A 17,804-nucleotide genomic window follows, 5' to 3' on the forward strand; every position below is an offset into this window, starting at 1 on the left:
CTAGCAATCTGCCCTACCGGAAGGCCCGGGTCCATCGAGGTTTTCTTAAGCGGTGTCGCAGCTTTCCTTCACACCTGTCACCCGGGCAGCCGCGAGACCTGGTAATGCGCGATGTACCAGCCGTCCCCCAGCCGCCGCACCAGCACGGCGAGCTTGACGTCGACCGGCGGCCGGTCGGTGAACGTGAACTCCGTGTCCAGATAGCCGAGTACGAGGTCGTCGGCGTATCGCCGGGTCTCCAGGAGGTCGTAGGCCGCCTTCATGCCGAGCGGCTGGGAGGCGTAGTACTCGGCGACGCCCGCCCGGCCGACGGCGTAGGGGTGCAGCCCCTGGAAGATCGCGTCCTCGGTGAAGAGCCGGGCCACCGCCTCCGGGTCATGGGCGTCCACGGCCGCTTTCCAGGGGTCGAGGACACCGCGCAGGACGAGTTCGTCGTCGTTGCCGCTGTTCATCTCCGTCGGCCTTTCTCAGTGACCGGCGCTCATGCCGCCGTCGACATGGAGGATCTCGCCGGTGACGAAGGGAGCGTTCTCCAAGAAGAGCACGGCGTCGACGATGTCGCTCACCTCACCCATCCGGCCGACCGGGTGCAGGGCGGAGAGGAAGTCGTGGGTCTCCTCCGCGTGCATCGGAGTCTTGATGGTGCCCGGCGACACGGCGTTGACGCGGATGCCCCGGGTGGCGTACTCGATGGCGAGAGACTTGGTGGCGGACTGGATTCCGCCCTTGGTCAGCGAGGCCAGCACGGAGGGGACGCGGGCGTCCGCGTTGTCGACCAGGCTGGTGGTGACGCTGACGATGTGGCCGCCGCCCCGGGCGAGCAGGTGCGGAACGGCCAGCTGGGTGAGCCGGAAGAACCCGGCCAGGTTGATGCCGAGCACGCTCGCGTAGTCGTAGGCCGTGTAGTCCGTGAAGGGCTTGGCGACGAACACGCCCGCGTTGTTGACCACGGTGTCGATCCGGCCGAACCGCTCGATCGCGGCGGCCACGACCCGCTCGGCGGTCGCCGGGTCGGCGATGTCGCCCCGGACGGTCAGGATGTCCGCGTCGTCGGCGGGGGCGATGGTGCGCGAGGTGGCGACGACCGCGTATCCGAGCTTGCGGTAGGCGTCGACGACGCCCGCTCCGATGCCCTGCGAGGCGCCGGTGACGATCGCGACCTTCTGGTTCCGAGTGCTCATGACGTCCTTCTCCGAAGTGGTGAGTGCGGTGCTCCCGGTCGGCCGTTTTACTAGCCGACCGGTCGCCTATGTGTGAACGTAGGCGACCCGGAGAGGTGAAAGCAAAGGTCAGAAGGGCTTTTCCCAGGACCGGAATCCTCGCTACTGAGAGGCCCGGCCTCCCAGTCCACGTCAGCGGTGCGGGTCGCCCTCGGGCAGCCAGGCGTCCGGGGCGCGCAGCCCGAGGTCGCCGACGCCGTCGCACAGCGCGTCCACGGCGGCGAGTACGGCGGCACGCGTCTCGCCCTCGCGCCACACCAGCGACCAGGTCCAGTGGACCGCCGGCCCGACGACCTCGCGCCGTACGAGGTCGGGCGGCAGCGGAGTGGTCTGTCCCTTGGGCGAGTTGACGACCGGACGGCGGCTGCGGCGCACGTGGTCGAAGAAGGCGGGGCCGGTGATCCCGCCGTCGGAGATCGGCACCGCGTGCGCCCCGGTGTCGTGGGCCAGCTGCTCGGCGTAGACGTTCCAGGACGACCAGGACTGGGTGTCGTCGTCGAGGAGGACGGAGGTGTCCCGGGCGCGTACGTCACCGGTGTCGGCGCCGGTGGCCACCGCGTACAGCCGGTCGGCGCCGAGCAGCCGGGCCCGCAGGCCGTGCCGCTTCAGGTCCTCGTCCCGTACCCAGCACACCGCGAGGTCCAGGCTGCCGTCCGCGACCCGGGCGGCCTGGGTGTGCGAGGGCGCGATCCACGCGTCCACATGGACCTGGGCCACACCGGCGGTGCGCGCGGTCAGGTCGGCGGGGAGCCAGTTGACGTAGCCGAGCCGGACCGGCTCCGAGCCCGCCAGCCGGCCTGCCCGGCGCCGGAGGTCGTCGGCGCGTTCCAGCAGGGCGCGGGTGTGCGGGAGCAGCGCGGCTCCGGCCGGGGTGAGGGAGACCGAGCGGCGGTCGCGGTCGAAGAGCCGTACGCCCAGATCGCGTTCGAGGGCCTTGATCTGCTGGGAGAGGGAGGGGCCCGCGATCAGGAGGCGGTCGGCGGCCCGGCCGAAGTTCAGCTCCTCGGCGACGGCGACGAAGTACCTCAGTTGGCGCAGCTCCACGCACGTCATGCTACGCGTGGCTGGGAGGCCGTATCTCTCAGCAGGGAGCAAGCCCGTCGTGGCGGCGGCGCCGGTCCCGGGCCACGATGAGGGCATGGAGACCCGGCACCCTGTCGCCTGGCCGGGCGGGCCCGAACGGAGCGAGGTCATGCGAGAGTTCCTGGTCGAGATCACCACCACCGTCCCCGAGGGCACCGCCAGGGACGAGGTCGACCGGCGCCGCGCCGCCGAGGCCGTCCGCTCCCACGAACTGGCCGCCGCCGGTCACCTGGGACGGCTGTGGCGCCCGGTCGGCGAACGGCGCAGCATCGGCATCTGGCTCGCGGACGACGAGGACCAACTCCACGAGAAGGTACTCGGCACGCTGCCCCTCGCCCCTTGGATGACCTTCGCCGTCACCCCACTGGAACCGCACCCGAACGACCCCGGCCATGCGGAGTAACTCGCCCTGTCTGTAAGGGATTTGGCTGTCATGAGCTCCAGCGCTCCGGTCTCCTCGGGCCGGGCGGACGGCCCGCTCCTGTCGCCCTGGGCGCATGTCGTGCGGGTCGCCGCGGCGCTCGCGGCGGGCATGGGGGTCGGCCGCTTCGTCTACACCCCGATCCTTCCGCTGATGCACGCCCAGGCCGGGCTGTCCACCGACGCCGGGGCCCACCTGGCCACCGCCAACTACGTCGGCTATCTCATCGGCGCGCTCGCCGGCACCCTCTCCCCGCCCTGGTCCGCTCCCGCGCGGCCCTGCGCGGCTCGCTCGTCCTGCTGGTCTGCACGCTGGCCGCGATGACCGCCACGGACCACACCGGGGTGTGGCTCACGCTGCGGCTGCCGGCGGGCGCGGCAAGCGCGCTGATCTTCGTCGTCGCGGTCAACTCGCTCCTCGGCCACCTCCGGGGCCACCCGCCGCACCTGCCCGGCTGGGGCTTCGGCGGTGTCGGCGCCGGCATCGCGCTCTCCGGACTCCTGGTCCTCGCCCTGCGCCCGGTCGCGGACTGGCGGACCGCGTGGTGGGCATCGGCCGCGCTCGCCGCCGTCCTGGCGGCGGCCTCGTGGAATCTACGGCCGGAGGTGCCGACCGCGACTGTGTCTGCCGCGCACATGTCGCAAGACCCTACGACGCCCGTCGACCGCCGTTTCGCCGCCCTGTTCGTCAGCTACACCCTGGAGGGCGTCGGCTACATCGTCGCCGGGACCTTCCTGGTCGCGGCGATCGCGCAGGGCTCCCCGGGCCGGCTCGGCGGCGGGGCGTGGGTGCTCGTCGGACTGGCCGCCGTACCGTCCTCCGCGCTCTGGGCCCGGCTCGGCCGCCGCTGGTCGCGGCCCGGGCTGCTGCTGGTGGCGCTGGTGATCCAGGCGGTCGGCATCGCGCTGCCCGCGCTGGTCGGCGGGGTGGCCGCGGCCCTGGCCTCGGCGCTGCTGTTCGGCGCGACCTTCATCGGCGTCAGCACCCTCGCCCTGGCCACCGGGACCCAGTTGCGCTTCCCGCGCGCGGTGGCGCTGCTGACCGCCGGCTACTCCGTCGGCCAGATCCTCGGCCCGCTCGCCGTCGCCCCGCTGCTGCGCCACGGCTACCGCCCGGCCCTGCTCCTGGCCGCCGTGGTGGTCCTCGCCGCGGCCGTCGCCGCCGCCGTCCTGCGGTCCGGTTTCCCGCACCACGCGGTGGCGGTACGGCAGTCCGTGCCGGAGCGGGCCCGAGCAGGGCACAGCAGTCAACCCACAGCAGGGGGCTCAGCCACCCGGTAGTCCTCGCCACCGCCCTGTGGATCGACGGACCGTGCCCGCCGACGCCGGCCGCCGGTCAAGCGGCGCGAGCCCCCAGCAGGGCGAGGCAGTTGGTCCAAAGGGGGCTCAGCCGCCCGGTGTTGTTGTAGAGCTTGGCGAACATCACCTGGCCCTCGAGCTGCGCGACGACGGACCGCGCGGCCTCCTTGGTGTCGGTGACGGTGACGTCCCCGCGGTCGCGGGCCGCGGTGACGACCGCGTCGACCATCTGCACCTGGGCGTCGAAGATCTCCTGGAGCCGCACACGGACGGTCTCGGTCTGATTGCTCATCTCCAGGCTGAGATTGCCGAACAGACAGCCCAGTACGGTCCCGCAGCCCTGCTGTCCGGCACGCAGACCGGCCTCCGTCTCCTCGAACAGCCGCCGCAGCCGCTCCAGCGGTGCGGCGTCCCCACCGAGGACACGGGCCCACTCCCGCCGCTGCTCCGCCCAGTGCTCGTCGACGACGGCCAGGGCGAGGGCCTCCTTCGACTCGTAGAAGTAGTAGAAGCTGCCCTTCGGCACCCCGGCCGCCCGGCAGATCTCGGCCACTCCGAGCGCCGAGTAGCCGCGCTCCTCGAAGAGCGACCGCCCGGCGGCGAGGATCTTCTCTCCGGCATCACTGGTTCTGCCCATACGACGACTATACGACCGGTCGGCTATGGACCGCCGAGGTGCTCCAGCCGGGGCACCAGCTCCGCCGCGGTCGACTTGATCGTCTCCAGCCCCGGCCTCCCCCACGGCCGCGGCTCCGTGTCGACGACACACACGGTGCCCAGCACCATCCCCGTGGAGTCGATGAGCGGCGCGCCCAGATAGGAACGGATGCCGAACTCGTCGACGACCGGATTCCCCGCGAACCGCGGATAGTCGCAGACATCCTCAAGAACCAGCGCTTTGCGTCGGACCACCACATGGGGGCAGAACCCGTATTCACGCGCCAACTCCCGGCCCACCTCGGGTTTGGCGTGCTCCCCTCCCGTGGCGGCCCGGGGCAGCCCCGCACCGCCCGGTGTGTGCAGACCGGCGAAGAACTGCCGGTTCTCGTCGATGAAGTTGACCATGGCGTACGGCGCCCCGGTCAGCTCGGCGAGCCGGTCCGCGAAGGCGTCCAGCGCCGGGTCCGGGTGCTCCCCCAGGCCCAACCCCCGCAGCCGCCGCACCCGCCCGGGCGCCTCCTTGTCCTCGGGCGTGAGCAGCAGACGACCGGCCGGACGCGGCGGGTCGTAGCTCATGGGCGTACTCCGTCCCTGTGGACGTATGGCATGGAGGAACTCCGTGAAGGGTGTGCGGGGATCACATGTGGGCACCATGGCTCGGCGCGTGCGCCGGGGCGTGCTCGATGAGATGGCGTACAAGGGTCAGCAGGGTCTGCACCCCGGAACTGGAGATCCGCGCGTCGCAGCGCACGACCGGGATCCCCGGGTCGAGGTCTATGGCGGCCCGCACCTCCTCGGGGTCGTAGCGGTAGGAGCCGTCGAACTCGTTGATCGCGATGATGAATCCGAGGCCGCGCTGCTCGAAGAAGTCGACGGCGGCGAAGCACTCCTCCAGACGGCGGGTGTCGGCGAGGATGACCGCGCCGAGCGCGCCCTCGGACAGTTCGTCCCACATGAACCAGAACCGCTCCTGTCCGGGCGTGCCGAACAGATAGAGCACGTGTTCCGGGTCGAGGGTGATCCGGCCGAAGTCCATCGCCACGGTCGTCTCGACCTTGTTCTCGATGCCTTCGAGATCGTCGGTCGCGGCACTGACCGTGGTGAGCAGCTCCTCCGTACTGAGCGGCGCGATCTCGCTCACCGCGCCGACGAAGGTCGTCTTGCCGACGCCGAAGCCGCCCGCCACCAGGATCTTCAGTGCGGTGGGGAAGGGATCGTGGCCGCTCTCGTAGTCAGAGCTGTCGTCGTAGTCCATCGAGCACTGCCTCCAGAAGAGACCGGTCAGTGGGGTTGTGGTGGAACTCGGGCGGCTTGGTGGTCAGCGCTCCGCAGTCGACCAGGTCCGACAGCAGCACCTTGGTGACCACCGCCGGCAGCTTCAGGTGGGCGGCGACCTCGGCGACCGAGACGGGCGCGCGGCACAGGTCGAGCGCCTGCGCGTGCTCGGGGCCGAGGTAGCCGAGGGGGGTGTTGCCGGTGGCCATCACCTGCGACAGGAGGTCGAGCGCGACGGACGGCCGGGTACGGCCGTTGCTGACCGTGAAGGGGCGCACAAGACGTCCGGCCGCGTCGTCCAACCAGGGCCCGTCGCCGGCCGTCGCCACGCTCAAGGCCTCATCGCGGGGGATTCGACGGCGTGCTGGCGGGGCGCGGTCACGAGGTAGGGGCGGACGCTCTTGACCAGCATCGCCATCTCGTAGCCCAGCACGGCCGCGTCGGCCTCGCGGCCGGCCAGCACGGCGAGACAGGTGCCGGAGCCGGCGGTGGTGACGAAGAGCAGCGTCGAGTCGAGCTCGACGACGACCTGCCGGACGTCCCCGCCGTCACCGAAGCGGACGCCCGCGCTCCGGCCGAGGGAGTACAGGCCGGAGGCCAGGGCCGCCATGTGGTCGGCGCTGTCGGGGTCGAGGCCGTGGACCGACTTCACGAGGCCGTCGCAGGAGAGCAGTACCGCGCTGGTGGTGTGCGGTACGCGCTGCACGAGGCCGCTCATCAGCCAGTCGAGATCGGATACATGGCCGGTCGGCGCGTCGCTCGCCATGGTGGATCGACTCCTTGGGGTACGAAGGTCTGCGGGAGCGCGGGTGGGGGTGGGGCGGTGGGACGCCGTGGTCGTGGGGGTGGGGGCGTGCGTGGTCATCCGGCTGATGCGCTCCCGTCGTGCCGGGCGGTGAGGTCGTGACCGGGCACATGCGCGTGCGCTTCGGATATGGGCGCCGCGTCCATGTGGGGGGCGAGGGCGAGGGGCGGCATTTCCGTGTGGGCCGCGGGGGTGTGGTCGGAACCCATGGGGGGTGTGCTCATGTAGACCCCGCCCGTGTGGACTTCGGTCGAGCGCGGGAACTCCGTACGGTCTGTCTCCGTGTGGGCGGACTCCACGTGCGGCACGTCCGTATGCGACGACGCCATGTCGGCCTCCTCCACCGACTCCGTTGCCTCCATGTGCTGTTGTGCCTCGGCCAGGCCGATCCCGCGTTGGAAGGCCGCCATCAGACCCGGGTCGTGGCCGGCGGCCTGCTCAAAGTCCTGGCGGGGTGCGGGGCCGCCGCGGAGCTGGGGTGCGATGTGCTCCTGGGCGCGGCGCCGGGGCAGCTGGGGCGGCTTGCCCATGGTGCCGCGGACCGCGCCGCCGCCTCGCGGGACGGGCGGTGTGGTCACGTTCGTCGCGACGGTCTGCCGGTCGTCGGGCCGGATGCCGGGTACGGCCTCCGCCGGATTGGCCCGCTCCACGTGGGCCCCGCGCACGGGCAGCGGCACCGGTCCGCTGCCGTTCGGCACGGGCGCGACGGGCGGTGCGGAGTCCCGTCGTTGATGCCGCCCGGGTGCCCCGGACTCACGCTGGGGCCGCCCCGGCGCGGCGGGCGTCGCCGCGGGCGCACCCTGCCGACCGGCGGCACGCCGACCGCCCGGGGCCCCGCCCGTCCCACCCTGCGGAGACTGCTGCGGAGGCAGCAGCGGCCGCCCGCCGCCCAAGGTGTCCTCCGGCTGCCCTACGGCTCCGGGGGCGCCCGGTGCCGTGCCCAACAGGGCCTGTGGCACGACGAGTACGGCCTGTACGCCGCCGTAGATGTTGTTCTGGAGGCGGACGTGGATGCCGTGGCGGCGGGCGAGTTGGGAGACCACGAACAGGCCGATGCGGCCGTCGGCCAGCAGGCTGGCGACGTTGACCTGGTCGGGGTCGGTGAGCAGGGCGTTCATCCGGCTCTGTTCGCCGACGGGCATGCCCAGGCCGCGGTCCTCCACCTCGACGGCGAGGCCCGAGGTCACGAGGTTGGCGCGGAGCAGGACCTGGGTGTGCGGGGCGGAGAACACCGTGGCGTTCTCGACGAGTTCGGCCAGCAGGTGGATCACGTCGGCGACGGCGTGCCCGCGCAGGGTGCCGTCGATGGGCGGCACGAGTTTGACGCGGGAGTACTGCTCGACCTCGGCGATGGCGGAGCGCAGCACCTCGGTCATGGAGACCGGGTTGCTCCACTGTCTGCGGGAGACGGCGCCGCCGAGGACGGCGAGGTTCTCGGCGTGGCGGCGGATGCGGGTGGCGAGGTGGTCGACGTGGAAGAGGCCCTTGAGCAGGTCGGGGTCCTCGATCTCGCTCTCCAGTTCGTCGAGGATGGAGATTTCCCGGTGCACGAGGGACTGAAGGCGCCGGGCGAGGTTGACGAAGACCTCGACCTTCTGTTCGCTGCCGGCCTGGCTGGAGAGCTGGGAGGCGGACACGACGGCGGTGACGGCGCCGTCGTGGGCGCGGGCCAGGTCGGCGGCGAGCAGGTCGAAGTCGTCGGCGTCCCCCGGCGGCCGGCTCCGCGGCTTGCGCTGGGGCGGGCCCTCGCCGCGGCGCAACGCCTCGACCAGGTCGCGCAGATCGGCCTCGCCGCGCGCGCTGTCGCGGCGCAGGGCGCCGATGCGGTCGCTGACGGAACCGGCCGCGCGACCGGCGGCCACGGCGGCGATCAGGATGCCCGCGCAGGTCACCGCCGTGGCTCCGGCGAGGACGCCCCAGAGGGTGAGGCTGTTGCGTGCTCCGGTGGAGCGGACGGTGAACAGGACGGCCGCGCTGGCGCTCAGCGCGACCGCGACGGGCGGCAGCACGGCGAGACGCAGGAGCTGGGATCGTATGTGCGTCTCGGGCAGTGCGGGCACGGGGCGGGCGGCCGGTCGCCCGTGCCGGCCGCCCTCACGGCGGTCTGCGCGTGCGGCCGGTGCACGGAGTTGAGACATCTGCGTCCTCGTACTGGTGCGTCGGACCTGTTTGCTCGCGCGGGGTGCGCGATTCGGGCATACGCCATCGCGGTGCCGGTCGGGAGAGTCGAAGAATTCGGCCCTGCGTCGCCCGGCGGACACTCACAGTAGTCGTCAACGCATCAGGTGCGGTGGGCAGTTGACAAAGTCCCCCGGGGAGCGTCCCGCTCTGGTATGAGGCCTCGCACGACAGACCGATAACTCCGGCGGCCGCATGCCGAAGAAGGACAAAGAATCGATCGCCCCTGATCGGAACCGGTCACGAACGGGCGCCGGGGGTCGGGGAGTTCGATGCGGCCCGGCTCCGCCGTTCGCCCGCTCCGGGCTCGGCGGCAGGGTCGGTGGAGCGATTTCGGCGGGTCCGTCCCGCCCTCCGCCGCAGCCCCGGAAGGTCACGGGCAGTGTCCGCCGGAGGCCTGCGGCCGAGCATGCGGAACCGATCCTGTCCGGGTGTTGTCCGGACAGGAGTGGCGACTCTTCTGATTCTGATCCTGTTTCTCTCGCCGTTCGTGACACCGTTCGTGTTCGTGGCCGCGGCCGTGGGTCTCGCCTGGCGGGCCTTCCACCGGCTGCCGGTCAGCGGGTGGTGGCGGCTGCCGAGCGTCGGGACCTGCGCGCTGGTGGCGGTGCTGGCCGGCTCGGCGGCGCTCGGCGCGTACACGTGGGGCGCCATGTCGGGGTTCTACATCCTGGACCCGGACCAGATGTGCGCGGCGAGGGGTGCGGCGGGCGATCACGTCGTGACACGGATGACGTTGCCGGTCAGTGCGCAGTGCGTCACGTCGGGCGGCGTGGGCACGGAGCTGGTGCCGGGCTGGGTGAACCCGGTGATCTTCCTGGGACTCCCCCTGCTGGTGCTCGCGCTCACGACGGGGAGCTACGTGGGAGTACGGCGGCTCCGCGCCCTGCGGTGAGACGTCCCCTTCGACGACGCGGCGGATCCGGCCTTCGACGCCGTCGAGGGGACTGTCGCCCGGGTCAGCGCTCGTTCGCCAGGTCGAGTTCCGCCTGGGTGGCCGCCGCCTTCGGCTCCGGCTCGGCACCCCGCCAGGGACGCGCGAGCGTGCCCCCGTAGGGCAGCCACCAGCGGTCCGTGGTCAGCTCGGCACCCGGCTCGAAGGGCTCGCCCGGCCTCGGGGTGGCCACCGCCTGGCCCGCCGCTGCCGCCGCGTCCGCGGTCCACTCGCCGGGCTCGGCCCACGCGTGCAGCGCCAGATTGAACGTGCCCCAGTGGATGGGCAGCAGCACCCCGTGCGCCTGCCCGCCCTGGAGGTCGAGGTGGGCGCGCATGCCCTCCTCGGGCGTCATGTGGATGTCGGGCCAGAACTCGCTGTAGGCGCCGATCTGGATCATCGTGGCGTCGAACGGGCCGTGCGCCGCGCCGATGTCCTTGAAGCCCTCGAAGTAGCCGGTGTCGCCGCTGTGGTAGATCCGGTGCTCGTCACCGGCGACGACCCAGGAGGCCCAGAGGGTGTGCTGGGTGTTGCGCAGGCCCCGGCCGCAGAAGTGGCGGGCCGGGGTCGCGGTCAGGGTGAGGCCGCCGACCTTGGTCTCCTCGTTCCAGTCCAGCTCGCGCAGCCGGTCCGGGGAGACGCCCCAGTGCTCCAGGTGGGCGCCGACGCCCAGCGGCACGGCGAACAGGGTGTCCGTGTCGGCCAGCGCCTTGATCGAGGGCATGTCCAGGTGGTCGTAGTGGTCGTGCGAGATCACCACGACGTCGACGGGACCGAGGGCGGCCAGCGGCAGGGGCACCGGGTGCAGCCGCTTGGGGCCGGCGAACGGGAACGGGGAGCAGCGCTCGCCCCAGACCGGGTCGAAGAGGACCCGGTGGCCGTCGATCTCCGCCAGCACGCTGGAGTGGCCCATCCAGGTCAGGCGCAGCCCGGTGGCGGCGGGTTTGGCCAGGTCGGCGAGGGTGGTGGCGTGCACGGGCAGGGTGCCGTCGGGGGCGCGGCGGACGCGTGCCTCCTTGTCCAGGTAGGCCTTGCCCATCTCGCGCATCGTGCCGCCGGACGGGCGGACGTTCGTGTTGCCCCCGGGGTTCTGGAAGACCCCGTCCTTGAAGTGGGGCGATCTGCGGATGCGCGCCAGGCGCTCGCCGCTCGGGTCCGCGCCGAAGGCCGCGGGCTGCAGCGCGCGGAGCCCGGAGCTCAGGGTACGGATTCCGGTCACGATGCCTCCAGGTGGAGTCGGTCAGGCTTTCCATTATGGTCGACCCCTGTGACAACGCCGGTGCATCGGCTTCTCGGGGCCGTCATTCCAAGGAAAGACCAAAGTTCCGCGCCCGTGGTTGACACCGCGGCGCGGAATTCGATCTTCCGTTGACAGGACACGCCCCCACTTCCGATACTGACTCGCCGTTCAGTACCCGAGGAGTCCGTATGACCGCCCCCTTGATGTCGCTCACCTGGACCGACCACGTCACCGGCCGCCAGGGCTTCCTGGTCGTCGACCGGCTGGTGCGCGGGGTGTCCAGCGGCGGGCTGCGGATGCGGCCGGGCTGCACCCTCGACGAGGTGGCGGGGCTCGCCCGCGGCATGACCATGAAAGAGGCGCTGCACTACGACCCGGCGGGCCGGTACATCCCCCTGGGCGGCGCCAAGGGCGGCATCGACTGCGACCCCCAGGACCCGGAGTCGTACGGCCTCCTCGTGCGGTATCTGCGGGCCGTGCGGCCGTACGTCGAGAGTTTCTGGACGACGGGTGAGGACCTCGGGCTCAGCCAGGACCTGGTGGACCGGGCCGCCGCGGAGGCGGGGCTGGTGTCGTCGATCCAGGCCGTGTATCCGCTGCTCGACGACGAGGCCGCGGCGCGGCGGCGGCTCGCGGACGCGTTCGCGGTCGAGGTGGACGGGATCGGGCTCGACGAGCTGGTCGGCGGCTGCGGGGTCGCCGAGTCGGTGCTCGCGGCGCTGGACCGGGCGGATGTGCCGTACGCGGGGACGCGGGTCGCCGTGCAGGGTCTGGGCACCATGGGCGGGGCCACGGCGCGGTTCCTCACGCGCGCGGGGCTGACGATCGTGGCCGTCGCCGACGTCAAGGGGACGATCGTGAACCCGGCCGGGCTCGACGTGGACGCGCTGCTCGCGGCGCGGGACTCGTACGGCACCGTGGACCGGTCCGTGCTGCGCCCCGGCGACCGCGAACTCCCGGGCGGGGACTGGCTGTCCGTCGAGGCGGAGGTGCTGGTTCCGGCGGCGGTGTCGTACGCGGTCGACACCACGAACCAGGGGGCGGTCACCGCCCGCTGGATCGTCGAGGCTGCCAACATGCCGGTACTTCCCGAGGCTGAGGAGCTGCTCTCCGCGCGCGGGGTCGTCGTACTGCCGGACGTGGTCGTGAACTCCGGGACGAACGCCTGGTGGTGGTGGACCCTGTTCGGCGACATCGGTGCGGACGCGGACGAGGCGTTCGCCCACACCCGGCGTTCGATGCGCGCCCTGATCGAGCTGATGCTGTCCCGTGCGGAGGCCGACAGCACGACACCTCGAGCCGCCGCGCACGCCATCGTCGCGGACCGGCTGCCGGTCATCGCGGAGCGGTTCGGCTGGTACCGGTGAGGTACGGGCCAACGCCTTCGCCGACCACGGAATAGGGTGGCCGGGTGGCGAGAGTGCGGTTGGGTGTGGCGGAGCGGCGTGCGGAGTTGCTGCGGGCCGCCGTCGAGCAGATCGAGGCGCGGGGTGTGGCGGCGGTCAGGATCGCCGACGTGGCCTCGGCGCTCGGGGTGAGCAACGCGCTGGTGCTCTATCACTTCTCGACCAAGGAGAAGCTGGTCGCCGCCGCGTTCACCCATGCCGCCGAGGACGATCTCGCGCATCTGCGCAAGCTGCTCGGCCGCCGTACGACGGCGCTGCGCCGGCTGCGGGCGGCGGTGCGCTGGTACGCGCCGACCGGGCAGGCCAAGGGCTGGCGGCTGTGGATCGAGGGCTGGGCGGCGGCGCTGCGCGAACCGGCCCTGCTGGAGGTGACGCGTGATCTCGACCGGCAGTGGAAGCAGGCCCTCGCGGAGGTCGTCGCCGAGGGAGTGATCGCGGGCGAGTTCCACTGCCCGGACCCGAACGCCACGGCGCTGCGCCTCACGGCCCTCCTGGACGGCCTGGCCGTACAGATGACGGCGTACGCGGGCGCGGTCTCGCGGACGCGGGCCCTGGAGTGGGTCGACGAGGCGCTCGCGCGGGAACTCGGCCTGGAGCGGGCGGCGTTGACCGCGTCCTGAGCCGACCCTCCGCAGACCTGCGGTCCCGTCCGTGGACGGCGAGGAGCGCACGACGGCAAGTTGGGGCAACAGGACGGCCACGTGTGCGCGTACGGACATCGCGGCGAGGGCCGGATCCCCTCGTCCGGCAGAGCGGCCACGCGCGCGGGCCCACGGGTCCGTCCGCCGTTCACCGCTCCAGCGCGGCCACCTCACCGGCCACGTCCGTCGGCACTCCCTGGGCCTCTCGCCCCGTCAGGCCACCCAATCGATCCGCATCTTGATGTCGTCGGGCGACAGCGCGCCCTTGGCCTCCACATGGTCGCCCGAGGACTCGCCGCGCAGGCGGCGGCCGATCCACGGCACCAGGTACTCGCGCGCCCAGTGGACGTCGTCGCGGCGGATGTCGAGCGTGCCGCGCGGCGGGAGCGGCGGCCAGGGTTGGTCGGGGTCGGCCGGGACCTCGACGCCGAGGACCTGGCCTGCGCGGAGCGCCACGCGCGTGTGGCCCTCGGGAGAGAGGTGGAGCCGGTCGCCGTCCCAGGCCCGCCGGTCCTGGACCGTCTTGAGGGACCACAGGTCGAGCACCGGGCAGCCGTAGCGGTCGGCGATGGCCCGCACATGTCCGTTGTAGGTGGCGATCTTGCCGCGCAGATGCTTGAGCACCGGCACACCGCGGGTGTCGAAGCCGGTCGTCACCAGGACGGTGCCGACGGCGGAGGTGAGGTCGGCGACCGCGCGTTCGAAGCGCTCGGCGACCTCGTCGGGGTCGGTGCCGGGACGGATGATGTCGTTGCCGCCCGCGCAGAAGGAGACCAGGTCGGGACCGATCTCCTTGGCCCGGGTGAGCTGGTCGGCCACGATCTGGTCGAGCAGTTTCCCGCGCACCGCGAGGTTGGTGTACTCGAAGTCGCCCTCGGGCCGCCGGTCCGCGAGCAGTACCGCGAACCGGTCGGCCCAGCCGACCATCGCCCCGTCGGGCCCGGGGTCGCCGACGCCCTCGGTGAAGCTGTCCCCCACCGCCACGTACGACCCGATCACTGATCTGTTGTCACTCTTCGAATCGTTAGCCACGGCAACCATGGTTCACCCTGGACTGTGACCTACGCGATCGTATTTTGGGGTTGACGGGCGGTGAGATAAGCCACTTGTAAAGGGTTGTCCAAAGTCGGAATAAGCCCCTGGTCAGGGACGTTGACCCCGGGAACTGCCCTGCGCCGGCCCCGATGTCAGCCGACGGTGACGCCGTGCGAACGGAGATAGGCGACCGGGTCCACGTCCGAGCCGTAGTACGGAGTGGTCCGGATCTCGAAGTGCAGGTGCGGGCCGGTGACGTTGCCGGTCGCGCCGGAGAGGCCGATCTGCTGGCCCTCGGTCACGGTCTGGCCGGCCGAGACGGACAGCTGCGACATGTGGGCGTACTGCGAGTACTCGCCGTCCGCGTGCCGGATGACGACCTCGTTGCCGTAGGCGCCGTCGTAGGCCGCGGAGACGACCGTGCCCGCGGCGACCGCCTTGACGGTGGTGCCGGTCGGGACGACGAAGTCGACGCCCGTGTGGTAGCCGCTGGACCACATGCTGCCCGCGACGTGGTAGCCCGTGCCGATGGTGCCGCCGGTCACGGGGAGGGTGTAGCCGCTGGAGGTGCCGGCGGTGTCGGCGCTCTGGGTGGCGGTCGTCTTCTTCGAGGAGGAGGACGAACCGGAGGACGAACCGGACGACTTGGTCGTGCTCGTGCCCGAGTCCGTGCTCGTCGTGGCCTTCTTGCCGAGGGAGAGCTTGAGGCCCGGGTGGATCAGCGACGGGTCGGCGCCGATGGCCTCGCGGTTGTCCTGGTAGATCTTCTTCCAGCCGCCGGTGACGTCCTGGTCCTCGGCGATCTTCGCGAGCCAGTCGCCCGCCTTCACCGAATACGTCTTGACGCCTTCGGTCCTGGCGGTCGCCGCCTTCTCCGTCACCGTCTTCTCGGCCGCCGGAATCGACTGAACGGCCTTTTCCGGAGCGGAAGTCGAAGGGGCGGCATGGGCACCGGTGGCCCCCATGAGCGGAAGGGCGAGCGCCGCGCCGCCGGTTCCGGCTACGGCTATCGAACGGCTGAGGCGCTGGGACTTGGGACGGCGGTGCTTACCCTTCGCGGGCATGACGAATTCCTCTCCGGCGCCTGCGAGGTGAGCTGTCGGGTGCGGGCTGGAGATGCCCGGCCGCGCGCTGGTCGCGGCTTTACCCCAAGCCCGTTCCGGAGACCGGAACAGGCGTCCTACCTGTGGGTCCCCCGCTCCTGCCGCATACGGGTGGGTGTGTGCGGAGTCCGGTCGGCGGCAGGATTGGGCGTCCGTCCGGATTGGTGGCGAACGTAAGCGAGGAAGACGCAAAGGGACAAGCAGGAGGTTCCACGGTTTTGTGTTTCTTGTGACTTCCTGCGGGAATTCACAGTCACCCTCCGTGAATTCCCACCGGACTTCGACCTCAATTCCCCTGGAAAAGCATGTCAATTACGTGAACATGACGAGCGACGTACGGTCACGGATATGACGCTGCTCACGTACAACCCCTCAGGTTCCCTTATTCCAGAGCGAGTTGTAACGAAGGCTGCAATTCGGACAGAAGGCTCAGATACGACGCAGCCGGAGAACCGTCGCATCGAGGTCACCGCGCAGCCCGGTCCGCAGCCCGTGGTGCAACAGCACGGCACCCCGGTGGACTTCGCCCGTTTCGAGGCATTCGTACGACGCTGTCGGGTCGAGCCCGCGCAGCCGGAGCGCAGGTACCGGCTCGCCGTAGTGCTGCGCCTGGAGCAGGGCGAGGACGACGCTCTCGTCACCGCGCGTGTACTGCACGGCGCTCAGTCCGCCGGTCGGCGGGCGCAGCCGGTGGAGGTCGCCGCGCTGCACGAGCGGCCGGATCTCCTTGTACAGGGCGATCCACTCGCGGGCCTCGGCGAGTTCCTCCTCGGTCCACTCGGAGAGGTCGCCGCCCACGCCGAGCACTCCGGCCATGGCGCTCACGAACCGGAAGCGCAGGCTGCTGACCCGGTCGTTGAGCTGGGTGTTGGGGCTGTCGGTGACCCAGGCGGCCATCACGCGCGCGGGGTGGATCTGGCTGAAGCCGTGCTGGATGGCGAGCCGGTCGAGCGGGTCGGTGTTGTCCGAGGTCCACACCTGGTCCGTACGGCTGAGGATGCCGAGGTCGATCCGGCCGCCGCCGCCCGAGCAGGACTCGAAGGCCACGCCGGGGTGGGCCTCCCGCAGCCGGTCCAACAGGGCGTACAGGGCGCGCACATGGTCGACCCAGAGGCGCTGCGGATAGGCGTCGCCGGGCCAGCCCGCGTCGGTGAAGCAGCGGTTGAAGTCCCACTTCACATAGTCGATGGGGGCGCTGGAGAGGAGTCCGTCGAGCTGCTCCCAGAGGTACTCCTGGACATCCTCGCGGGCGAGGTTGAGGACGAGCTGATTGCGGAACTCCGTCCGCTTTCGTCCCTCTTGGTACTGCACCCAGTCCGGGTGGGCGCGGTACAGGTCGCTGTCCGGGTTGATCATCTCGGGCTCGACCCAGATGCCGAACTGCATGCCCAGGGAGTGGACGCGGTCCGCGAGGGGCTTGAGGCCGGCGGGGAAGCGGTCCGGGTTGGGGGTCCAGTCGCCGAGTCCGGCGCGGTCGCTGGTGCGGGCGCCGAACCAGCCGTCGTCGACCACGAACAGCTCGACGCCGGCCGCCGCCGCACGCTGCGCGAGGACCTCCTGCTGCTCCTCGGAGATGTCGAACTGGGTGGCCTCCCAGGAGTTGTAGAGCACCGGCCGGTCCTTGTCCGCGTCCGGGATGACGTACGTCCGCTGGTAGGCGTGCCAGGTGCGGCTGGCGCCGCCGAAGCCTGCGTCGCTCCACAGGGCGGCGAAGAGGGGTGTCGTGAAGGACTCCCCGGCCGCGAGGATCAGCAGCCCGGACTCGTCGTAGCCCGCGCCGCCGGTGATCTGCACGCGCGCGTCCGGGAGTTGGGCCACGGCGATGCGCCAGGACCCCGACCAGCCGAGGGCGCAGCCGTAGACCTCGCCGCGTTCCTCGGTCGCGTCGGTGTCGAGGGCGACCCAGGGGAGGTACTGGTGTCCGGTGTGGCCGCGGCGGCTGCCGATGACCTTCTCACCGTAGGTGAGGGGGGAGCGCACCAGCCGCGACTCGGCGGCCCAGCGCCCGTGCACGTGCGACAGCTGCCACTCCTCGCGGTCGGGCAGTGTCCAGGTCGCGGAGTCGGCGCGCAGCAGCTCCAGCGGCTCGGCCCCCTCGTTGTCGAGGACGGTCCAGCGCTCCACGACGTCGCCGCGCGTGCGGTAGTGCAGGGTGATCGTCAGTCCCGCGTCGCGGAAGCGGAGCCGCAGCTCGTCGCCGTCCGTGTCGTAGCGGTCGAAGGTCCACTCGGTGCCGCGCCGCTCCGGGGTGCGCACCGACAGGGCGGGCCGGACGAAGCGGGGGCCGCCCTCGACCGGGTACTCCTCGTGCCCGTCGAGCGGGGCCTCGAAGGAGGCTCCGCCGGGGAGCGGACGGGCGGCCAGTTCCTCGGCGTCGGCGAGCGCGATACGGGGACCCCAGTGGAGATGGAGCAGTTCGTCGCGCTCGGTGAGATGGACGGCGTAACTGCTCGTGGGTCCGGACAGCACCCACGTACGGCCGTTCTCGGCGGTCTCCAGCATCAA

Annotated in this window: 17 protein-coding genes, 1 pseudogene and 1 riboswitch; of the genes and pseudogenes, 5 read left to right on the top strand and 13 right to left on the bottom strand. The window is 71.6% G+C overall.

The annotated features are described in order from the left end of the window. Positions 1-77 precede the first annotated feature (77 nt). From SSP08S_RS21335 to SSP08S_RS21345, 3 genes are all read right to left on the bottom strand, one after another. The gene (locus SSP08S_RS21335; RefSeq protein WP_019069662.1) at positions 78-452 is read right to left on the bottom strand and encodes a YybH family protein; all 375 of its coding nucleotides are present in this window, start codon (positions 450-452) and stop codon (positions 78-80) included. Positions 453-467: 15 nt separating this feature from the next. Beyond that, complete coding sequence (locus SSP08S_RS21340; protein ID WP_019069663.1) at positions 468-1,181, bottom strand: SDR family NAD(P)-dependent oxidoreductase; 714 nt, start codon at positions 1,179-1,181, stop codon at positions 468-470. Positions 1,182-1,352: 171 nt separating this feature from the next. After that, positions 1,353-2,273, bottom strand: coding sequence for a LysR family transcriptional regulator (locus tag SSP08S_RS21345; protein WP_026178702.1), 921 nt, complete (start codon positions 2,271-2,273; stop codon positions 1,353-1,355). 139 nt (positions 2,274-2,412) lie between these two features. On the opposite strand from SSP08S_RS21345, the gene SSP08S_RS21350 reads away from it, so the two are divergent. Both SSP08S_RS21350 and SSP08S_RS55635 read left to right on the top strand, forming a co-directional pair. Next, positions 2,413-2,706, top strand: a complete 294-nt coding sequence (locus SSP08S_RS21350; RefSeq protein ID WP_026178703.1) for a muconolactone Delta-isomerase family protein — start codon at positions 2,413-2,415, stop codon at positions 2,704-2,706. A gap of 30 nt (positions 2,707-2,736) precedes the next feature. Beyond that, positions 2,737-4,004: pseudogene (locus SSP08S_RS55635) on the top strand (YbfB/YjiJ family MFS transporter). Positions 4,005-4,059: 55 nt separating this feature from the next. On the opposite strand, the gene SSP08S_RS21360 reads toward SSP08S_RS55635, so the two are convergent. From SSP08S_RS21360 to SSP08S_RS21385, 6 genes are all read right to left on the bottom strand, one after another. Next, complete coding sequence (locus SSP08S_RS21360; RefSeq protein ID WP_019069666.1) at positions 4,060-4,659, bottom strand: TetR/AcrR family transcriptional regulator; 600 nt, start codon at positions 4,657-4,659, stop codon at positions 4,060-4,062. Positions 4,660-4,682: 23 nt separating this feature from the next. Then, entirely contained in the window at positions 4,683-5,258 is a 576-nt protein-coding gene (locus tag SSP08S_RS21365) for a GAF domain-containing protein (protein WP_019069667.1), read from the bottom strand. Positions 5,259-5,319: 61 nt separating this feature from the next. Further along, positions 5,320-5,937 carry a GTP-binding protein gene (locus SSP08S_RS21370; RefSeq protein WP_019069668.1) on the bottom strand — a complete coding sequence of 206 codons (618 nt, stop codon included), beginning with the start codon at positions 5,935-5,937 and terminating at the stop codon, positions 5,320-5,322. Further along, positions 5,915-6,286: a DUF742 domain-containing protein gene (locus SSP08S_RS21375; RefSeq protein ID WP_019069669.1), complete on the bottom strand. Its 372-nt coding sequence runs from the start codon at positions 6,284-6,286 to the stop codon at positions 5,915-5,917. Before SSP08S_RS21375 ends, SSP08S_RS21370 begins: the two co-directional genes overlap by 23 nt. Before the next feature lie 2 nt (positions 6,287-6,288). Next, a complete protein-coding gene (locus SSP08S_RS21380) occupies positions 6,289-6,723 on the bottom strand; it encodes a roadblock/LC7 domain-containing protein (protein WP_019069670.1) in 435 nt (144 codons plus the stop codon). A gap of 95 nt (positions 6,724-6,818) precedes the next feature. Next, the gene (locus tag SSP08S_RS21385) at positions 6,819-8,900 is read right to left on the bottom strand and encodes a sensor histidine kinase (RefSeq protein ID WP_026178704.1); all 2,082 of its coding nucleotides are present in this window, start codon (positions 8,898-8,900) and stop codon (positions 6,819-6,821) included. 530 nt (positions 8,901-9,430) lie between these two features. On the opposite strand from SSP08S_RS21385, the gene SSP08S_RS21390 reads away from it, so the two are divergent. Beyond that, entirely contained in the window at positions 9,431-9,835 is a 405-nt protein-coding gene (locus SSP08S_RS21390; RefSeq protein WP_245607930.1) for a hypothetical protein, read from the top strand. A gap of 64 nt (positions 9,836-9,899) precedes the next feature. Here SSP08S_RS21390 and SSP08S_RS21395 read toward each other — a convergent pair whose 3' ends face one another. Then, complete coding sequence (locus SSP08S_RS21395) at positions 9,900-11,093, bottom strand: MBL fold metallo-hydrolase (RefSeq protein WP_019069673.1); 1,194 nt, start codon at positions 11,091-11,093, stop codon at positions 9,900-9,902. Positions 11,094-11,302: 209 nt separating this feature from the next. On the opposite strand from SSP08S_RS21395, the gene SSP08S_RS21400 reads away from it, so the two are divergent. Together SSP08S_RS21400 and SSP08S_RS21405 are read left to right on the top strand one after the other, a co-directional pair. Beyond that, positions 11,303-12,481, top strand: coding sequence for a Glu/Leu/Phe/Val dehydrogenase dimerization domain-containing protein (locus SSP08S_RS21400; RefSeq protein ID WP_019069674.1), 1,179 nt, complete (start codon positions 11,303-11,305; stop codon positions 12,479-12,481). Positions 12,482-12,525: 44 nt separating this feature from the next. Beyond that, a complete protein-coding gene (locus SSP08S_RS21405) occupies positions 12,526-13,140 on the top strand; it encodes a TetR/AcrR family transcriptional regulator (RefSeq protein ID WP_078532483.1) in 615 nt (204 codons plus the stop codon). Positions 13,141-13,374: 234 nt separating this feature from the next. Here SSP08S_RS21405 and SSP08S_RS21410 read toward each other — a convergent pair whose 3' ends face one another. The 3 genes from SSP08S_RS21410 to SSP08S_RS21420 all read right to left on the bottom strand — a co-directional run bounded on the left by SSP08S_RS21410 (position 13,375) and on the right by SSP08S_RS21420 (position 17,801). After that, positions 13,375-14,160 (bottom strand): SGNH/GDSL hydrolase family protein, encoded by a 786-nt coding sequence (locus tag SSP08S_RS21410; protein ID WP_019069676.1) that lies wholly within the window; start codon positions 14,158-14,160, stop codon positions 13,375-13,377. Positions 14,161-14,348: 188 nt separating this feature from the next. Next, a complete protein-coding gene (locus tag SSP08S_RS21415; RefSeq protein ID WP_019069677.1) occupies positions 14,349-15,260 on the bottom strand; it encodes a M23 family metallopeptidase in 912 nt (303 codons plus the stop codon). Positions 15,261-15,264: 4 nt separating this feature from the next. Further along, a riboswitch (cyclic di-AMP (ydaO/yuaA leader) is annotated at positions 15,265-15,427 on the bottom strand. 301 nt (positions 15,428-15,728) lie between these two features. Beyond that, complete coding sequence (locus SSP08S_RS21420) at positions 15,729-17,801, bottom strand: alpha-galactosidase (RefSeq protein WP_019069678.1); 2,073 nt, start codon at positions 17,799-17,801, stop codon at positions 15,729-15,731. Positions 17,802-17,804 lie beyond the last annotated feature (3 nt).

Origin of the sequence: Streptomyces hokutonensis (assembly GCF_000376565.1) — a bacterium.
GTDB lineage: Bacteria > Actinomycetota > Actinomycetes > Streptomycetales > Streptomycetaceae > Streptomyces > Streptomyces hokutonensis.